Raw genomic sequence first — 18,547 nt, 5'->3', positions numbered from 1 at the left:
AGTGAAGTCCTGTGACTGCCCTTCAGACCTGTCGGATTGTTACCCTACAGGTGCTTAAGCAAAAACGCCCTATCTCACAGGTTGTGAAATCTGGATTGCGTTCATTTTCATCCATGCCTGGCTACTCCCCGCCTCAATCAATATCTTCTGCAGATTGCTGGCCTTAAGCCCCTTACGGGTAACCAGAGTTTTTCCTTCAGGCAGCTGGCACACATACCCTCTCACATCAGATAGCCTTTAGACCAGGCGCTTAAGCATGTGGATAGCGACCCCACCGTTTCGTTCTTCACTGCGCTCAAATTCATAGCCCCATGATGCGTAGAGGCGAAGATTTACTTCAAACAGCGAGTTCGTATAGAGCCGGACGATAGCTAAACCCGCCTGAACTGCCAATTGCTCTGCATGAGCCACCATTCTCCTTCCATAACCGCGTTGCTGAAAACGTGGGTCAACAGCAACGTTTTCAATGAGGATATCTTCCTTGCGCTGAATTGTTTCAATGAGCGCGGCCAACTCTGCGCCACAGAACAAAAGGTCAACTCTGTGCTCTTTGATGAACGCAGCATGATCTGCCTTCATGGGAAGAGGTTCCCGACCAATCACCGGCACCCACCTGGCGTAAGCCATTCTTGTTAGTGCTGTAACAGCCTCTGCATCGCTCATCGCTGCGATTCGCATTGTCTCGGTCATGGTTTTATTTATCTCTTTATGACAGGGGGAGGAACTCAAATTTACTATAAAATTTCTTCGGCGCACCGCGAAAACTCGTGTACTAAAAGATTCTTTTTCGATGAGCAAAATGCAGACCGCTCTGCTGTTTTTCGTGCATTTAAATATTCTGAGCCAGGATTAAGCGTTAAATAAGCTAACATGATTTTTGACAACGCTGCCTCTCAGCCCCCTTTGGCAGAATGACATTCAGGGCCTGCCTGATAAGCTGCAGACGGCGTATATAAGCAGCAATCGATGCCGTAAGATTGATATTTGCCGCGGTGTCGAACTGCGTAAACAGGATGACCTTATCCAACTGCCGTAAGGCAACATCGCCTGCCATAAGCGCCACCAGGCGTGCAATGTGGGTATTTTGTTAACATGGAGGAAGCATGACTGAACCACTGGATACACTCTTGAAGCTGGACCTGACTACCCCTCTGAAGAAGCAAGACGGTAACACGGCCCGTACCTTCAAGTCCGCCGAACTTGTCGAAACGGTACTGGCTGACCTGGAAGCCAAAGGCATAATCCGACGCGGCGAGAATTATTTCGATGTTATCGCTCCCACTACAGGTGCAACCACCAGCTCGGTGAATCGTACACGCACCGAGTTTAAATTACCGGCTCCTGTCTTCCTGAAGAACTACACCGAATTCCTCGTTCGCCTGAAGGGTGAGCTGCTGAAAGTGAACCACGAGCGCGACGTGGTAGTGCTGCAGCTACACTGTGACGATGGCAATGATCCTACGATTAAAGGGTTCTACGATAATGGTGTGATTAAGGTAGGCGTGCGCCAATCCGACAAAACCACCGCCCCCGACAAAATCAATGTGGCCACGGTCGGCGCCACCCCGGCGCTTATTGAACTGGAATACCGCATCAAAGGTAACACGCTCACCGTGGTGTCTGGTCATGGAGAAACGGCTATTCGTAAAGAGTTTACTCTCACTGCGGATCGATTAGCCCGCCCGCATGTTCCGCACGTGGGCGTGTACAATCAGGTTGAGCAGGGGGCTAAAGGCGAGCTGCCTGGCGACAGCTCCGTACTGCGCATCTATGAGTTCTATGCGGGTGAAGCGCCTGTTGTGGTTCCGCCTGACCAGGCCGCGAAGCTGGACGCCGAGCTGGACAAGCTGTTGCAGGATTACCGGTCAGGAACCATCGATTTGAGTGCTGCAAAGCTCGTTTTGAACGATATCTCGACGCGTATTAAAGCTGTAGAAAATGCCGATGCCCGTTATGCCCTGAACGTCAAGACAGCGGCCATTAAAGCCCAGCTGAAGTAAGCCGACTTGCCCATGGTCCTCCCTCCGCCCCCTCACGGTCATCGGTATATGGCCACCATGGGCAAACTCAGCATAAACAGTCCGGAAAATGCAAGGAATCCAGCGCCGTATCGGCGTGAATCAGGGGGGTGATTATCCGTTCAGCCAGGTCGTGCAAGTGCTTGATCAGGCGACTGTCAGGCTGGTGTCAGGTGGCTGTCAAGTTCCGATCGTGGTGATGTGGCGTGGCTTTAGTCACACTGTTCATGGCCAATTGACTCTGAGGAGATAATCAATGAGTGACACAAACAAATTCAGGGCGCTGCGCCTTAAGCGAGCCTGGTCGCAGGAACAGCTTGCTGAATTATCCGGCCTGAGTACGCGAACCGTGCAGCGCATCGAGAGGGGCGAACGACCTGGCCTGGAAACGCTAAGCGCCTTAGCGGCTGTATTTGAGGTAAGCGTTACGGATCTTTCCAGCCCGGAAAATGTGGGAGACGGTGCGCTCGATCAGCGAATTACCGAGACGAGAAACCGGGTGGCCGAGGAAGGCCGGTTTTACCGCTCGGTCATGACGGCGTTCGTCGTCTGCCTTCTTCTGTTTACGCTTAACCGCTTTACGTCTCCCGCCAGCCACTGGTCGTTATGGGTGGCAGCTATCTGGTTTGCGTTGCTCGCCATGCGGGGCCTGAGGATATTTTTATTTAGCGAACTGATTAGCAAATGGCAGCAAAAAAGGCTTCACCATCTGCTGCGCAAATAATGCCCGGTTAATCAGTCAGTGAGGCTTTTTTATTCCCTCTTGCCCACTGGCCTCATCTATCGAGAGCGTGCTGGATCAATCTGCCTGTCTGTGCAGGGTCAAAGGCCTATCGGCTGATAGCCCTGCCACTCTGGTTTATCGCGCTGGCCAGCAGCACAGGGAGTCAGATGAATAAACAAGCCCCCTACTTTTTCCAGTAACAGGCAATCGTCAACATCCTTTAGATCATCCTTATGCTGATGATCAACGCCACAGAGCAGCGTTTTAAGCGCCCTCTTTTTAGCTTGATGGGCGCTTTTGGCGACAAACAGATCGAACTCGTGCAGCTCTGCTAATGTGTCCGGCCGGTAACCTCCGGCATTCACAAAATATAATTTTTCCGCAGATTGAGGCGGTTCAGCAGAGAGGGTGACCGCATAACCGTCTGCCCACGTTATACGGCTATAGCCGTCAATATGAATTTTATCGCTGTCGCCAAACCACGCTTCCCGCAGAGCAGGCCAGGCCTCTTTCGGTTTACTGGCCGCGACAAACTGGATGTCATGCACTTCAATATTTGATTTGCCAGCATTGCCGCCGACGTAAAACATATAAAGATTCATCAGACCTCTTGTTTAAAACCCGCGCCGCTACGTATTTAACTACACAACGATGTTAACCTCAATTTGCTGACATTGCGTCGGGATGATACCCAGGACGTTTTTGCCTGGAGCACGGGATTCAATATTCGCCCGAGCCACGCCCTGTCCGTAATAAAGCGTCACTGATGACCGTTATCCGGGGCAGTGGTGAATGGGGTCCATATTATCGCCGTAAACAGGCAGCAAATACGCAATGTGATAAGGCTCAGAAACACCATCACGACAAGCGTGCCATCGTGACTATAAAGAAGGGTTATAAACTTAATGATTTTTTTTTACCTGAATAGCCTCAATCAAAACGCTTACTAACGAATAGGTACGCCACTCCTTATGACAAAACGCCCGCACCATAATAAAAAATAAAACTAAAACAACAAGTTAAATTAAAAACCCCTATTTAATGGCCAGCCAAAAATTTTCCTTCAGATGCCCTTCGCTTCATCTTTCCTTAAGATTAATCCGATAACATTATACCTGTACTGGCCCATAGTGGGCCTTTCCGGAGCGTACCCATGCAAAACAAGATCGCCTCTTTGTCCCTGAGTAAAGTGCCTGCTGTCACCGCGGCTTTCTGGTTAACCAAGATTGCCGCCACCACCCTGGGGGAAACCGGGGGCGATGCGGTGACCATGTCAATGAATCTGGGTTACCTTACCGGTACGCTGATTTTTACCGTCTTCTTTTTAGTCGCTGTTGTTGTGCAGCTCAAAAGCGACAGCTTCAATAAGTGGGTCTACTGGTTTACCGTTGTCGCCACCACGACCGTCGGTACCACGCTGGCAGATTTTGCCGATCGCTCGCTGGGAATAGGTTATCTGGGCGGTACCCTGCTGCTGAGCACGCTGCTGGTACTTTCGCTTCTTTTCTGGCGGGTAACCTGCGGCACCATCGCGGTCAGTTCCGTCAACAACCGGGTAACGGAGACCTTTTACTGGGTGACCATTATGTTTTCCCAGACGTTGGGTACCGCGCTGGGTGACTGGACCGCCGACAGCGAAGGGCTGGGCTATGATGGTGGGATCCTGCTGTTTGTTGGCGCACTGGCCATTATCTGGGCCGCCAGCCGCTTTACCTCTCTTTCGCGTACTGCGCTGTTCTGGGCTGCCTTTATCCTGACCCGGCCGCTGGGTGCGGTGGTGGGTGACTTCCTGGATAAGCCGATTGCAGCGGGTGGACTGGCGCTAAGCCGCTATAGTGCCTCATTAACGCTGGCGCTGGTCATCATCGCGTTTCTCTGGCTGTTGCCACAGCGTCCGGCAATGAAGGTCGTAACCGTCACTGAATAACAAAACGCCGTCGGCAAAGTGCCGACGGCGTCTGCCGTTAAAGCGTAAAATAAACCACAACGGTTCCCGTAGCGGGCATCTTCGCGTTTATTTTTTCTTATTGAGCATCGATTTCAAATCGGCAAAAGGGCTGTACGTTGCTGCGGCAATATCGTTCTGCGCATCTTCTCCCGCCACGACATTAGTACCGTACTGGTCAGCCTCGGTATATTTTGAATGTTCATGATCGTGACAATACAGACACAATAGCTCCCAGTTACTGCCATCTGGCGGATTATTGGTATGATCGTGATCGATATGGTGCACGGTTAATTCACGCAGGTTCGAGTAAACGAACTCTCGCGAGCAGCGTCCACATACCCAGGGATAGATTTTTAATGCTTTCTCACGATAGCCACTTTCCAGCCGCGCATAGTTTTTTGGGATCAAAGCCATTTTCGATAATACCCGTTATAAAGTGTTTTAAATTTTCTGCAGGCGGGCCAGTGTGTTAACGACTTTTCCGGCTGCGCTCCGTAAGCGGAGGCGCGTCGGGTCTTTTTGCCTGGCGTTCAGGCTTCAGGGCTACCCGTTAAGCGGGCTGCTTATTTTCCGCGCAGATCACTGTCTCCCCCTGCCTGCCTGCTTTATACCTCTTTTCCCGGTAGCTGCCTATCGTCCGGCAGCGATAACATTTCGATCACGCCTGCCTGTAGGGGCCAGCTTCAGGTAAATATGGCTGATGGCAGGCTGATGCCATAACATATGCCGTTGATAAAATTCAGGAAGCGGGTAAATCGAGCAAGTCTTTCAGCAGCGCTATCACATGCTGGTTTTCCTCGGTCGTTAATGCACCCTCACGGGCAAAGCGCACTCGCCCTTCGCTGTCCAGCACCATTACCGCCGATCCACCCGCTTTCAGTTGCCAGGCCTGTCTTACCACGCCATGCCCGTCGATAATGAACTGTGACCAGGGAGAGGCCTTTTTGGCCGATTTCAGGCTGGCCCGCACGAATACCGCGCTACCCGGAATGGCATCGTCAGTGTCCACAATGGTGGTAGTCTGGTAGCGATCGTGCGGAAAGTTCGCCTTGCTCAGCGCGTCAATCAGCGCGGCGTTCTGGTCTTTGGCCGAAATCCTTCCAGCCATATGCAGCAGTACGCGCACTTTGCCGTTAAGCCTGGCGCTGTTCCACGGCCGTTCGGTCACGTGCTGCTGCTGCCAGATTAGCTCCCCCTGAATGGCCACGCCGGTAGCGGGTACGCGCTGATTGAGGACAATATTGCTGGCCGGGGTGCTGGCGCTGAGGGCCATCAAAAGAGCAAACAAAACGGGCTTCATTTTTTCTCCGCAAAAACGTGTACAGGGCCGAATCGACGAGGCTGACCCCCTTAACCATAGCCGTTTCTCAGCCAAGCGACTGTTTTAACGCCGCAAGAAAAGCGGTCACCCGGCGCGGCGTATAGCGCCGTGTGGGCAACAGCGCCCAGACGGCCAGCGCGGGCATGGTCATCTCATCAAGCGTTAAGGCTACCAGCTCGCCTCGCGCCACTTCTTCCCGAATGTCCAGCACGGTCAGCTGCGCAATGCCCGCGCCAGCCACGCACATCTCCCGCACCCCTTCCACGCTGCTACAGCTGAAGCGGGCATCCGGCGTATAGCTCACCGCGCCGCTCTGATTTTCAAACAGCCACCACGGCAGCGCCGCCAGCCGCAGGCAGGCGTGATTTTTCAGCTCCGCCAACGTCCCCGGCACGCCTTTCGACTGTAAATAAGCAGGCGAGGCGCACAGAACTCGAGGGTTCTCGGCCAGCTTGTGCGCCACCAGCCGGGAGTCACGCAGCGGCGCAATGCGGATGGCAATGTCATAGCCCTGCGCCACGATATCGACGGCATCTTCACTCAGGTTCAGCTCGACCTTCATTTGCGGATTAGTGGCCATCAGCTCGGGCAGCAGCGGCAAAACGTTGCGTCTGCCGAAGCCGGACGGCGCGGTCAGGCGTAGCAGTCCGAAAGCCCCCGTTGTGCCAGCGCTGAACATATTTTTTGCCGTTTGCTCGGCTTCGACCATCGCCCGCGCGTAGGGCAGAAACTCTTCGCCCTCGCTGGTCAACGAGACGGCGCGCGTGGTGCGCTGCAGTAGCCGAACGCCCAGCTCGCTCTCCAGCAGCGCCAGTCGGCGAGAAACGGTCATGGCGGTCGATCCCAGAATCCGTGCCGCCCTGGTCAGATTGCCCGCCGCCACGATTGTGCAAAAAATCTCAACGTCTTTCAGATTCATTATAACGATTTCCGTTATGCATATAGTCACTTTCCGCCCGTTATGCCGCGGCATCCCATCCATTATACTGAATACTGTCACCCTTTATCGTCAGGAAACATTATGCATCCTTTGCTGTTCAAAGCAGGCCAGATTAACCGTACCGACTTTAAAAACCGGATCCTTGTCGCGCCGATGACGCGTATATCCGCTTCAGAAACGGGCGTGCCCGGCGAGATCGTACAGCGCTACTACGCCAGCTTCGCGCAGGGCGGATTCGGCGGCGTCATCACCGAAGGCCTTTATATCGATCGTGCCTGGTCACAGACCTACGCTTATCAGCCCGGCATCGTCAGTGATGAGCAGGTAGCAGGATGGCGCGCCGTTACGGAAGCAGTAAAAGCAGCCGGTTCGGTCGTGATCGCTCAGCTGATCCACGGCGGCGCACTTTCCCAGGCGAATATTCATCGCACCACCACCATCGGCCCTTCCGCCATTAAGCCGCGCGGCCAGCAGCTGGCTTTTTATTATGGCAAAGGTGATTACGCGGTACCGGAGGCGATGAGCCAGCAGCAGATTGAGGACGTAGTCACCCACTTTGCCGACAGCGCCGAACGTGCTATTACGCAAGCGGGCTTCGACGGTGTGGAAATTCATGCCGCCAATGGCTATCTGCTCGATCAGTTTTTTACCGACTATCAAAACCAGCGTACGGATGCCTGGGGCGGCACAATCGAAAATCGCCTGCGCCTGACGCTGGATGTTATTCGCGCGGTCCGTAACAGAATTGGCCGCGAGTCGATGCTGGGCGTACGTATTTCGCAGGGAAAAGTAAACGACTTTCAGCACAAATGGCAGGAAGGCGAAGCGGGCGCGCTGAAGGTGTTTGCCCTGCTGCAGGAGGCGGGCGTCGATTATATCCACATAACGGAATACAAAGCCTGGCTGCCCGCGTTTGACAATAACCCGCGTTCGCTGGTGGAACTGGCGCGAGCCGGTGCGCCGGATACGGTGATTATGGCTAACGGTGGGCTGGACGACGGTGAGCGGGCTGAAGAACAGCGGGCTAAAGGGGCGGATTTCGTTGCCATTGGGAAAGCCGCGCTGGCTAACCACGACTGGCCGCACCGCGTGCGTCAGGGCGAAGCATTGCGCCCGCTGGCGGACACGGTTCTGGCTCCGCTGGCCAATATCAAGGAAGACGAATACTAACGCCTGACCTTTCCCATTCGGAAAGAGAAAGTTACACTCATCCACACCCTGCGTGTCGGTGAGTGTAGCTTGCCATGCGCCCTTCTCTTTGCTGAGCAACCTGCCGCCATGTCAGATAACTTCCTGCAGCACCCCGTTGTAAGCCAGCTTCAAACGCTAAAAGCCATCACCTGGTTTAACCCTCATGCCGCCCCGGCGGAACAAGGGTTAAAGCATGTTGGCCTGACAAGGCAGGACGCACAAGAAGCCGAAGCCAGGCTACAGCGCTTTGCGCCACTGTTAGCACAGGCTTTTCCCGAAACCGCAGCGGCAGGCGGCATTATCGAATCGCCGGTTGTCGCTATCCCCGCCATGCAGCAGTGGCTGACGACGACGGAAAAAGGCGCTATTCCCGGCGCGCTGTGGCTGAAAAAAGACAGCCATCTGCCTGTTTCTGGCTCGGTTAAAGCGCGCGGCGGCATTTATGAAGTGCTTGCCCACGCGGAACGGCTTGCCATCACCGCAGGCCTACTGACAGAAGAGGCGGATTACCGACTTCTGCTGTCGCCACGCCTGCGGGAATTTTTCGGCCAGCAGCGTATTGCCGTGGGCTCAACCGGCAACCTGGGCCTCTCTATCGGTATCATCAGCGCCACGCTGGGCTTTGACGTTACGGTGCATATGTCTGCCGATGCGCGCGCCTGGAAAAAAGAGAAGTTACGCTCACACGGTGTGCGCGTGGTGGAGTATGCAGAGGATTACGGCGTAGCCGTAGCGCAGGGACGTCGCGAGGCGGAGCAGGATCCACACTGCTTTTTTATTGATGACGAAAACTCCCGCACCCTGTTTCTGGGGTATGCCGTGGCGGGGTTGCGCCTGCGCGCGCAGCTTCAGGCGGCGGGCAGAACCGTAGATGCCGCGCACCCGCTCTTTGTTTATCTGCCCTGCGGCGTAGGTGGCGGGCCTGGCGGTATTGCCTTTGGTCTGAAGCTGGCCTTTGGCGATGACGTTCACTGCTTCTTTGCGGAACCGACGCATTCGCCCTGTATGCTGCTGGGGATGAGTACGGGGCTGCACGAGGCGGTTTCTGTCGCCGATATCGGTCTGGATAATAAAACGGCAGCGGATGGCCTGGCGGTAGGCCGCGCCTCCGGTTTCGTTGGTCGGGCGATGGCGCAGCTGATCGACGGTTGCTATACGCTCAGCGATGAAACGATGTACCGCCTGCTTGCCGCGCTGGCCACCACCGAAAATATTTGCCTGGAACCTTCAGCGCTGGCCGGTATGGCCGGGCCACAACGCCTTAGCGCCGACTATCTGGCAAGCCATCGCCTCAGCGCGGAGACGATGGCCCGGGCCACGCACCTGGTATGGGCGACCGGCGGCGGAATGGTGCCGGAAGACGAGATGCAGGCTTATCTGGCGACTGGCCGCCGTGAACTGCACTTAACGCCGGAGCGTTTTTAATAAAGCGCTGTCTGGCCAGCGCTGCCCCGGGAAAAGCGACAGCCGGACGTTAAACAGATAAAACAGGGGCGCAAAGAGAGCCTCGTCTTTCACCGCCAGCGCTTCCAGTCTCAGCAGCAGCAGATCCAGCTCCTCCAGCAAATGCTGATGCGGCTGTGTCTGCAACGACTTCATGCGCCGCTTTAAAAACAATCCCAGCTCGTGAAACATCTGCCCACTGTCAAGATGGTAGCTTTCCAGCAGGTCACGGTGACGAGCATAGTAGTCATAGCAGTTAGCGCCGAGCCAGGCTTCCGTCAGCAAATTACCGCCCGACACCAGGTCGGGGTGCGGATCCAGACGCATGCGCGGCAGGATTATATTGACCCGATCCAGCATGCGCACCACAAAATGCTGCCGCCCCAGCAGCGAGGAGCCATTCCGCTCAATCTCTTTCACCAGCCTCAGCAGATCGCGCAGGCCTTTACGCAGCGTGCGTTTAGCGGTCCAGGAAGGTCGCTTGTTGCGGATCAGCGCCGTGATGGTCACCGCCACAATAATTCCCACCATCGAGGAGACGGCCGTATTGATCAGGCCGGTCAGATTGGGCGTGAAGTGGTGAGTCATGCCTAAAAAAGCCGGGATTTGCGTTGCCACGCTGATGCCGATCAGATTGGTTGAGGGTCTGGCGATAACCAGGCCCAGCAGCAGTAACCCTGGCGTCAGGATCAGAAGCAGGGTTTGGAAGGTCGTCGCCTGGGGGATCCAAAAGGCCACGTAAAACAGGCTGATTGCCAACGCGATAAATACGCCTTTGATAAATCTTTTCATCGGCACCAGCGGCGTATCCATGCTGGCAAAAAAGGAAGCGACAATGGCCGCCATCATCGGCGCCGTGGCGCCGTCGGCCCAACCGCTGCCGATCCAGAACAGGCTGGAAATAAAGGTGGCCAGGAAAGCCGTGGCGGCCGAAAGCAGCAGCAAGCCATTATCGATATGGCGTTCCGCTCGCGACGCTCTCGCCAGGCTGGTATCGCCGGAAAGATCGCTGACCAGTACGCTGACGCTCTGATAAGCGCCGGCGATCCGCACAAAATCTGCCAGCCGCTCCAGCAGCCCCATCAGTAAAATGCTCTCCTCCGTCGCGAGTACCCCATTCTGCCAGCGCCATTTCAGCAGGGTCTGGGTCACGGCAAGCTGCTGCTGCATTTCTGCCGTCTCTGTGATTTCTCCCCGGTTAAGCCAGCTAATAAAATGAGCAAAGACGTCCGTGACTTCCTCTGGAAACAGGATTTGCTGTTCGGCCAGAATGCTTAGCCTCGCTTCGATAGCGGTCAGTGTAGGGATCAGGTACGAAAGGTGATGGTACTGTACGCTGACCAGCCTGATCAGTTTCCGCGCCGCATCGCCTTCATAAACGCAATGGACAATCAGCGTTTCTACGTTGGCCGGATAGTTTGCCATCTGGATCAGGATATCTTCCCGCGCCAGCGACTTATCTTTTGGCCTGACCGTAATCAGTTCGTGGCACAGCTTCTGCGCATTCAGATACCAGACGCTGACGCTCTGCTCCAGCAGACTACGCATGGAAACAGGCAGGATCAGCTGGTGTACCAGGCTGCTACAAATAATCGCCAGCGTAATCTCCTCAATCCGCGAGATAACGATATCGCTGATGGAGAGCGGCGATACCACGCCAGGAAACCCCATAATGGCGGCGCTGTAGCCTGCCAGCATGAAGATATAGCTTTTTGGCGTGCGGTCATGCAGTGAAAGATAAAGGCAGATGGCCACCCACAGCGAGACGCACAGGCTGAACAGCAGCGGATACTGTACGGTTTCCGGATAAATCAGAAAAATAAACAGCCCACCCAGCACCGTGCCCAGCAGACGAAAGATCGATTTGGAAATGGTGGCGGCGGAATAGAGCTGTGAAGCCACAAATACCGTCGTCAGCGACCAGGCAGGTTTTTCAAAATTAAGTTCAAGCGAAATATACAGTGCCAGAAAGGCGGCCAGACAGGTTTTAGCGGAGAAAAGTACCGCGTTTCGGGTAAACCACTTCATGGAAATTATTGAACCGGATGCACATTGCGTGGATGCGTATCCTGCCAGAAGGTTGACGCCGCCGCCTGCCAATTAGTACTACAAATTATTAATGACTTAACTAAATGATTTAGTAAGTAAATCTCTTCAAAAACAGCTAAAAATGGCGAATAAAGCGGCAGAATTGGCGTTTTTTCAGGCAAAAAAATTATCGCCTTTTGTGCGGTATCTGAGGACGGATGGCTAAACAGCCCGGCCGTAGTAAAAAAGATGTCGCTTTAATTCCGCCCTTTTACCCGAAGGGCGCTTTACACAGCCTGTTTATGAATAAAACTCATCAGGTCATTCGGATTTGCGGGCTTATCTCGCCGCTGCTTTTGCCTTACTGTTATAAGCCACTGCCGCCCGATAGCATGGCTGTCTGGCGCTTTACTTCAGGAGAAAATTTATGACTGATATTTATCAATGTGGTACTCAGGCCTCGTATGCGGGTCCTGAAGCGTGGTTTACCGGCACGGTACGCATCGATCCGCTTTTTGCAGCCAAAGATCCTGCCCGTGCCAGCGGCGGCAGCGTCACCTTCGAACCTGGTGCACGCACCGCCTGGCATACGCATCCGCTGGGCCAAACGCTGATTGTTACCGCAGGCTTTGGTTACGTGCAGACCTGGGACGAACCGGCGCGCGAAATCCGTCCTGGGGACGTTGTCTGGATCCCGCCGTTTGAAAAGCACTGGCACGGTGCCAGTGCCAGCACGGCACTAACCCATATCGCTATTCAGGAAGCGCAGGATGGCAGCGTCGTGGAATGGCTTGAAAAAGTCACCGATGAGCAATACCGCGGTCAGGCATAAATCCCGCGCCGCTACTCTTTGATAAAAGCCTGGAAACGCGCTTTATTGGCTACCAGCCAGTCCGGCATATGATCGGTATCAACCGGGACTATTTTCATTTTGCGGGGGCGTTTCCAGATATCAATATTATTCTCTACGCAATGGCGGATATGGTCGGGGTTATTAAATTCCGGCCGATCGTGTTCGGTATGAGAGATAGTCGACATCTTTTCACCGATACGTTCATCCGTCATGACCCATGAGAAGTGCCATCCCCCTTGCTGAACAATTTTGGTACGCCATTTCAACAGGTTCCAACGTAGCCAACTTTCGCGAATCGGCGTTCCCTTGCGTTTCACGTTACGCAACAATTCAGGTTGTCCTTGAAAAAAGCCTTTCAAGTTTTTGTACGTCACTATTTTAGGGAGCTTGCACAGGCGCGGCGTATCGTCATCGTTCATAACCTGCAAATTGAATTTGAAATTGTAGAACGGCTGATAAAGCGTGGTGCAAAGGTGTTTATGGCTGAACTGAGCAAGCGCCTCGGGACGGGGAATTTCATCCACATCGGACACAATAATGATATCTTCATCCTTTGCGGCCGTTAACCCTTGCATAATAGCGTTACGCGCATCGCTTTCATTCTGCCAGGGATCGGTTTCCCCGGCTTTGACCAGAGAACTGTTCGAGTAAAATGCCTGCTGATGAATAATCGGCTCACGATCGTTAATGACATAAATAATCTGCTCCCTGAAGGCCGCAAATTTTTCTATATCAAAATGCAGCCGCTCGCGCTTTTTCCCGGTAAAGGTATAAAGGGACTCGACGATAACAAATTTATCCACATGCTTATGGAGCGTATTAAGGCGTAGCTCCAGTAGCATATCTTCGTCATAGTATAAAAAGCAGTCATAAATCACTGTAACAATGTCCATATTTTAAAAAGACTGGGGCTTAAATTATCAGAAAAGTCCGTGGCGCTACAGCAATTTGTCAGTAAAGCGTAGACAGCTGTAAGCAAATGTATTGCGCCATCCTGATGACGCAATAGCTAAAACGGCATCCTTTAATCCGCCGTATTCGAGTGCCAGCCGCCTGCCAGAACAAATGACACGCTGTCATCCGAGGCAATGGCCGATCCTGTATAAAGCCCCAATAGTTGCCGTTTTGCCTCGTCATAAAATAAAACGCCAGTGAGCGCCAGGTTAGCGGCCAGGTAAAAACAGGCGGTATCCTGAAATAAACCGGGATAGTCCGCGCTGGTAAGCGTGCCGGTGCTGGCAAGCTGTAAGGGAAAAATAGCCGGTACGGCCTTGCTGGTACAGGTGTTGTTGTAGCCTTCAAGAATCTGGCAGTTCACCAGATGATCTTCGCCCTGCCCTGAAAGCGTGATCTCTGCATTGACCTCCTGAGGCGGTTCGGTGACCAGAATGGCGTTGACGCTCTCTTCCATATTCTCCGGAAGATCCGGAAAATGTTTGCGGAAAAGGGTCACGATCTCATCAGCGTTGATATTTAACAGATTGCTCATTTCCGCACTCCCATTTCAAATTGTAAGCCCGCGTTATTTAATTTGAGTACAGACCATTATTTAGCTCACGGCGAGAAAATTGTTTCATTATCGTCCCGGCCTGGTGTGCTCTATAATTAAAAACAGCGGGTTAAGCCGTATTTTTTATTTTGTTTAAGATTTTCCTCAAAAATTTATAAACGAAGCGGCAACCTGTTACCGCTGCGCTTATTTAGCTGAAGAGCCCGTTATCGCGTGAGCGGCCAAATGGGTTAAGGCGGTCTGTGATGCCCTGCTTTTTCGCGTTTTGTGCGCGACAAAAGGCCGTCAAAAAGGCTTTTTTTGTGCTTTGTTGGAAAAATGTTAAAAAAGAGCCACGCAGATAACGGGCCAGAAAATCAACAACGCGTTGATTACTATGGGGAAAAATTAAAATAATCTTATCAAAATTAATGATTGAGTCGGGGGCTGAAAAGTCCTATATTGGCCGCGCTTTTTTACAGCGCTCACACTTTTAATCCATTTTTTCAACCACGGCGTTATTTATACCCCTGGTTGTAGGAGAGATATGATGACGGATAAAGTCCGTATTGATAATTTTGGTGCACATTCATCAGGAAACAATGAAGCGTTTTTAGCCCGTCAGGCTGAATATGAATCGAACGTGCGGAGCTATCCGCGTAAGCTGCCGTTCGCCATTGCTAAAGCACAGGGAGTCTGGATTACAGATGTTGAGAATAATCAATATCTTGATTGCCTTGCCGGTGCAGGTACGCTGGCGCTTGGCCACAACCACCCTGATATGCTGCAGAGCATCCAAAATGTCATTACCAGTGGCTTGCCGTTACATACGCTTGACTTAACGACGCCGTTGAAAGATGAATTCTCTGCCTACCTGCTCTCTTTACTGCCAGGTCAGGGCAAAGAGTACTGCCTGCAGTTCACCGGCCCTTCCGGCGCTGACGCCGTTGAAGCCGCCCTGAAGCTGGCGAAAAAATACACCGGCCGCACCGGCGTTATCAGCTTCTCCGGTGGCTACCACGGCATGACCCATGGCGCGCTGGCGGTAACGGGGAACCTGTCACCGAAAGAAGCCGTTAACGGCATGATGCCGGAAGTCCAGTTTATGCCTTATCCGCACCTGTACCGTTGCCCGCTGGGTATCGGCGGCAAGGCGGGTGAGCAGGCGCTGGCCTACTACTTTGAAAACCTGATCAACGACGTGGAAAGCGGCGTGCGTAAACCTGCCGCCGTGATCCTGGAAGCGGTTCAGGGCGAAGGTGGCGTGAACCCGGCACCGATCGAGTGGCTGCAGCGCATCCGTAAAGTGACTCAGGAGCACGGCATTCTGCTGATTCTGGACGAAGTTCAGGCTGGCTTTGCGCGTACCGGTAAGTTCTTTGCCTTTGAACACGCCGGTATCGAGCCGGACATCATCGTGATGTCAAAAGCCGTAGGCGGCGGTCTGCCGCTGGCCGTGCTGGGCATCAAAAAGCAGTTCGATGCCTGGGCACCAGGTCATCACACCGGCACCTTCCGTGGCAACCAGCTGGCAATGGCAACCGGTTTGACCACCCTGCGTCACCTGAAAGACAACAATATCGCCGATAAAGTTGCCGAACAGGGCGAATGGCTGAAAGCAAAACTGGCCGAAATGCAGAAGCGTTATCCGGTTATCGGCCACGTGCGTGGTCTGGGCCTGATGCTGGGTATTGAGATCGTTAAACCCGATCAGCCACAGGATCATATGGGTTGCTACCCGGCCGACGGCGAACTTTCCGCGCTGCTGCAGAAAAAATGTTTTGAAGCCGGTCTGATCCTGGAACGCGGCGGCCGTCACGGTTGCGTGCTGCGTTTGCTGCCTTCACTGCTGATCAGCAATGAAGAGCTGGGGATTTTCCTGGATAAATTTGAAGTCGCCCTGGTTGCTGCCGGCGTTAATCCTGTTTCTGCGGAGTAAGTTGATGTCCCGGTCCAACCCTATTCTGGCCGCGTCGGCGCAAAGCACCGATGCCTACCAGCAGGCTATTACCCAGACCAGCCAGGCCGTTGTGCAGTGGCTGCAACAGCCTGAGATGTATCAGGGCAAAAGCGTAGCCGAGCTGCGTGAACGTATCGCGCTGGAGTTCACGACGGAGGGCCTGGGCAACCAGGTCGCCATTGAGCGCGCAATCGAATATTTCCTGAAAGACAGTCTTTCCGTGCACCATCCACAGTGTGTGGCGCATCTGCACTGCCCTAGCCTGGTGATTAGCCAGGCCGCAGAAGTGCTGATTAACGCCACGAACCAGAGCATGGATTCCTGGGATCAAAGCCCTTCAGCCACCATCATTGAGATGAAGCTGATTGAATGGCTGCGCGCACAGGTCGGCTATCAGGCTGGCGATGCGGGCGTGTTCACCAGCGGCGGTACCCAGAGCAACCTGATGGGCCTGATGCTGGCACGCGATGCCTTCTTTGCGCGTCAGGGCCACTCGGTCCAGCAGGATGGTCTGCCGGGCGATCTCAGTAAGATCAAAGTATTCTGCTCTGAAAACGCCCACTTCTCCGTCCAGAAGAATATGGCGCTGATGGGCCTGGGCTACCGCTCCGTTACGCTGGTGAAAACGGACCGCTTTGCGCGCATGGATACGGCCGATCTGGCTGACAAGCTGGCGCAGGCGAAAGCTAACGGCGAGAAAGTGCTGGCTATTGTTGCTACGGCGGGGACCACCGACGCGGGCGCTATCGATCCTCTGCGTGAAATTGCACAGATCGCAGCAGAAAACGACACCTGGCTGCACGTTGATGCGGCCTGGGGCGGCGCGCTGCTGCTTTCTGAAAAGTATCGTCACTATCTGGACGGCATCGAACAGGTGGATTCCATTACCCTGGACTTCCACAAGCAGTTCTTCCAGACCATCAGCTGCGGCGCTTTCCTGCTGAAAGAAGCGCGTCACTATGAGCTGATGCGTTATCAGGCGGCTTACCTGAACTCTGAATTTGACGAGGCTCAGGGCGTGCCGAACCTGGTGTCCAAATCCCTGCAAACCACGCGCCGTTTCGACGCGCTGAAAATGTGGATGGGTCTGGAAGCGCTGGGTCAGAAACAGTATGCCGAAATCATCGATCACGGCGTGACGCTGGCGCAGCAGGTTGCGGCCTGGGTTGCCGAACAGCCTGCGCTGGAGCTGGTGATGGAGCCGCAGCTGGCAAGCGTGCTGTTCCGCTTCCGTCCGCAACAGGGCGACGATGCGGCAATCGCCCTGCTAAACCAGAAAATTGGCGATGCGCTGTTGGATTCCGGACGCGCCAACGTCGGCGTGACCGAACACAACGGCGTAACCTGCCTGAAGATGACGCTGCTGAACCCAACCGTGACGCTGGAAGATATCAAGCTTCTGCTGGCACTGGTGGAGCGCACGGCAGCTTCTCTCGCATAATTATTCGTCCCGGACGAATAACAGCCGGTAACGCCCGTTACCGGCTTTTTTAATCCTGCGGATTCAGTAGCAACCCATCTCTTCTTTTGCCAGTTTCCCTTTGCTGTTTTTCAATACGGTCGCCTCTTCGACGCTAAGCGCGGACCACAGCCTTAACGCCGGATGCGTTCGCTTTTCGATCTCGCTGACCGTCACCTGATAATCGCAAAAATTCGCCGCTCTGGTTAACGTCTGCTGCATAATAAAAGCGGCAAACTGGCCGGACTGCGGCCCATCGTTAATAAAGATGACTTTCCAGTAGCCACTGGGAATCTTCACCGACGGCGCCGCAGGCAGAGCGCCGTAATCCTGCTCAAATAGCGGCCCGGTTACAACGTAAACCGCCCGCACGTCAGGCTTGTTTGCCAACACCCTCTCCTGATTTTCAAGCTTTGCCCATGCCCCCTGATTCAAAGCTGATTTCTGTGGAGTAATATTGGAAAGGTAATTCAGTGCTGCCCAGTCCGAATGGCCAGCCAGACTGGCAAGAGGGGCCTGGTGCCCGCGATCCACCGCCAGCACGTTGTTGGCATTATTGTAAGCAGCCGGTGCCAGCGTGTCGTCAACGGGCAAATCGGGATCCCGCCGCCAGTTACGCGAACGCCCGCTGGCCTGACTGGCTTTGGTGATTTTATAGGCCACCCAGTTAGCAAATTTTGTGGTGCCATTGTTATTCAGCGTGTAAACCTGACGGATAAGCATTCTGTTACTGCCGCCCGTTGGACAGCCAGCTCCGCAGGCTTCGGTGCCAGCCGGTAAAATAGCAGACCGGGGCGGTTTTTGCGGCACCTGTACAGTACAGGCAACCAGCAACACGGGTGCAAGAAGCAGCGTGAGGGCGTGACGAAGCAGGTTCATAAATACGTCCAAAAACTGGCGATATTTCGCGCTATGCTGCCCATATTACTGGAGCATATAGAATCTCTATGTTCCTGAAAATACTTTTCACAGTAGTCAGCCCACCTGCGGGAAGCAGACAGGTATCAGACGGGCCGGACGCGCTTTCTGCGCAGGAAGAGGTTCCCGCAGCAGTACCGGCAAAACAAGGCTGTTCTGTCTTGGTACGAGCGTGTTGTTTAAAAAAGGGAGGGAAACGATCGGGGCGTCATTTTAAAACTTATCAGGCACGCGCAGGGGCGCGCGGGCCATGCT

Annotated in this window: 18 protein-coding genes; 9 read left to right on the top strand and 9 right to left on the bottom strand. The window is 54.0% G+C overall.

The features are described 5' to 3' along the window. Window positions 1-237: 237 nt before the first annotated feature. Complete coding sequence (locus RTK32_RS01455; RefSeq protein ID WP_312041762.1) at window positions 238-690, bottom strand: GNAT family N-acetyltransferase; 453 nt, start codon at window positions 688-690, stop codon at window positions 238-240. 413 nt (window positions 691-1,103) lie between these two features. Here RTK32_RS01455 and RTK32_RS01450 point away from each other — a divergent pair, with 413 nt between their 5' ends. Together RTK32_RS01450 and RTK32_RS01445 are read left to right on the top strand one after the other, a co-directional pair. Beyond that, window positions 1,104-2,000, top strand: a complete 897-nt coding sequence (locus tag RTK32_RS01450; RefSeq protein WP_312041761.1) for a polysaccharide lyase family 7 protein — start codon at window positions 1,104-1,106, stop codon at window positions 1,998-2,000. 274 nt (window positions 2,001-2,274) lie between these two features. Then, window positions 2,275-2,742, top strand: coding sequence for a helix-turn-helix domain-containing protein (locus tag RTK32_RS01445; RefSeq protein ID WP_312041760.1), 468 nt, complete (start codon window positions 2,275-2,277; stop codon window positions 2,740-2,742). A 98-nt stretch (window positions 2,743-2,840) separates the two neighbouring features. Here the strand turns inward: RTK32_RS01445 and RTK32_RS01440 are convergent, their stop codons facing one another. Next, window positions 2,841-3,344, bottom strand: a complete 504-nt coding sequence (locus tag RTK32_RS01440) for a DUF1543 domain-containing protein (RefSeq protein ID WP_312041759.1) — start codon at window positions 3,342-3,344, stop codon at window positions 2,841-2,843. 551 nt (window positions 3,345-3,895) lie between these two features. Here RTK32_RS01440 and RTK32_RS01435 point away from each other — a divergent pair. Then, window positions 3,896-4,669, top strand: a complete 774-nt coding sequence (locus RTK32_RS01435) for a hypothetical protein (RefSeq protein WP_312041758.1) — start codon at window positions 3,896-3,898, stop codon at window positions 4,667-4,669. A gap of 87 nt (window positions 4,670-4,756) precedes the next feature. Here the strand turns inward: RTK32_RS01435 and yajD are convergent, their stop codons facing one another. The 3 genes from yajD to RTK32_RS01420 all read right to left on the bottom strand — a co-directional run bounded on the left by yajD (window position 4,757) and on the right by RTK32_RS01420 (window position 6,930). Continuing rightward, entirely contained in the window at window positions 4,757-5,104 is a 348-nt protein-coding gene (gene yajD / locus RTK32_RS01430; protein WP_312041757.1) for an HNH nuclease YajD, read from the bottom strand. Window positions 5,105-5,429: 325 nt separating this feature from the next. Next, the gene (locus tag RTK32_RS01425; protein ID WP_312041756.1) at window positions 5,430-5,990 is read right to left on the bottom strand and encodes a YtfJ family protein; all 561 of its coding nucleotides are present in this window, start codon (window positions 5,988-5,990) and stop codon (window positions 5,430-5,432) included. 67 nt (window positions 5,991-6,057) lie between these two features. Beyond that, entirely contained in the window at window positions 6,058-6,930 is an 873-nt protein-coding gene (locus tag RTK32_RS01420) for a LysR family transcriptional regulator (protein WP_312041755.1), read from the bottom strand. Between the two features lie 102 nt (window positions 6,931-7,032). On the opposite strand from RTK32_RS01420, the gene RTK32_RS01415 reads away from it, so the two are divergent. Beyond that, window positions 7,033-8,121, top strand: a complete 1,089-nt coding sequence (locus RTK32_RS01415) for an NADH:flavin oxidoreductase (protein ID WP_312041754.1) — start codon at window positions 7,033-7,035, stop codon at window positions 8,119-8,121. 108 nt (window positions 8,122-8,229) lie between these two features. Beyond that, window positions 8,230-9,567: a D-serine ammonia-lyase gene (locus RTK32_RS01410; protein WP_312041753.1), complete on the top strand. Its 1,338-nt coding sequence runs from the start codon at window positions 8,230-8,232 to the stop codon at window positions 9,565-9,567. Here the strand turns inward: RTK32_RS01410 and RTK32_RS01405 are convergent. Next, the gene (locus tag RTK32_RS01405; RefSeq protein ID WP_312041752.1) at window positions 9,547-11,613 is read right to left on the bottom strand and encodes an FUSC family protein; all 2,067 of its coding nucleotides are present in this window, start codon (window positions 11,611-11,613) and stop codon (window positions 9,547-9,549) included. The genes RTK32_RS01410 and RTK32_RS01405 overlap by 21 nt on opposite strands. Before the next feature lie 218 nt (window positions 11,614-11,831). On the opposite strand from RTK32_RS01405, the gene RTK32_RS01400 reads away from it, so the two are divergent. Then, window positions 11,832-12,044, top strand: coding sequence for a hypothetical protein (locus RTK32_RS01400; protein WP_312041751.1), 213 nt, complete (start codon window positions 11,832-11,834; stop codon window positions 12,042-12,044). Next, window positions 12,041-12,445, top strand: a complete 405-nt coding sequence (locus tag RTK32_RS01395; RefSeq protein WP_312041750.1) for a cupin domain-containing protein — start codon at window positions 12,041-12,043, stop codon at window positions 12,443-12,445. Before RTK32_RS01400 ends, RTK32_RS01395 begins: the two co-directional genes overlap by 4 nt. 11 nt (window positions 12,446-12,456) lie before the next feature. Here the strand turns inward: RTK32_RS01395 and RTK32_RS01390 are convergent, their stop codons facing one another. Both RTK32_RS01390 and RTK32_RS01385 read right to left on the bottom strand, forming a co-directional pair. Then, a complete protein-coding gene (locus RTK32_RS01390; RefSeq protein WP_409451051.1) occupies window positions 12,457-13,344 on the bottom strand; it encodes a benzoate transporter in 888 nt (295 codons plus the stop codon). Window positions 13,345-13,490: 146 nt separating this feature from the next. After that, on the bottom strand, window positions 13,491-13,955 hold the full coding sequence (locus RTK32_RS01385; protein ID WP_312041748.1) for a hypothetical protein: 465 nt from the start codon (window positions 13,953-13,955) through the stop codon (window positions 13,491-13,493). Window positions 13,956-14,502: 547 nt separating this feature from the next. Between RTK32_RS01385 and RTK32_RS01380 the strand changes: the two genes are divergently transcribed. Together RTK32_RS01380 and RTK32_RS01375 are read left to right on the top strand one after the other, a co-directional pair. After that, window positions 14,503-15,894, top strand: a complete 1,392-nt coding sequence (locus RTK32_RS01380; RefSeq protein WP_312041747.1) for a diaminobutyrate--2-oxoglutarate transaminase — start codon at window positions 14,503-14,505, stop codon at window positions 15,892-15,894. 4 nt (window positions 15,895-15,898) lie between these two features. Beyond that, window positions 15,899-17,356 (top strand): aspartate aminotransferase family protein, encoded by a 1,458-nt coding sequence (locus RTK32_RS01375; protein ID WP_312041746.1) that lies wholly within the window; start codon window positions 15,899-15,901, stop codon window positions 17,354-17,356. 63 nt (window positions 17,357-17,419) lie between these two features. Here the strand turns inward: RTK32_RS01375 and RTK32_RS01370 are convergent, their stop codons facing one another. Further along, a complete protein-coding gene (locus tag RTK32_RS01370; protein WP_409451050.1) occupies window positions 17,420-18,253 on the bottom strand; it encodes a DNA/RNA non-specific endonuclease in 834 nt (277 codons plus the stop codon). Window positions 18,254-18,547: the final 294 nt, after the last annotated feature.

This window comes from Erwinia sp. (genome assembly GCF_031978025.1).
In the GTDB taxonomy this organism is placed as follows: Bacteria; Pseudomonadota; Gammaproteobacteria; order Enterobacterales; family Enterobacteriaceae; genus Erwinia.
The sequence above is the reverse complement of the archived record's forward strand: the minus strand, read 5'-3'. Positions and strand labels throughout refer to the sequence as shown.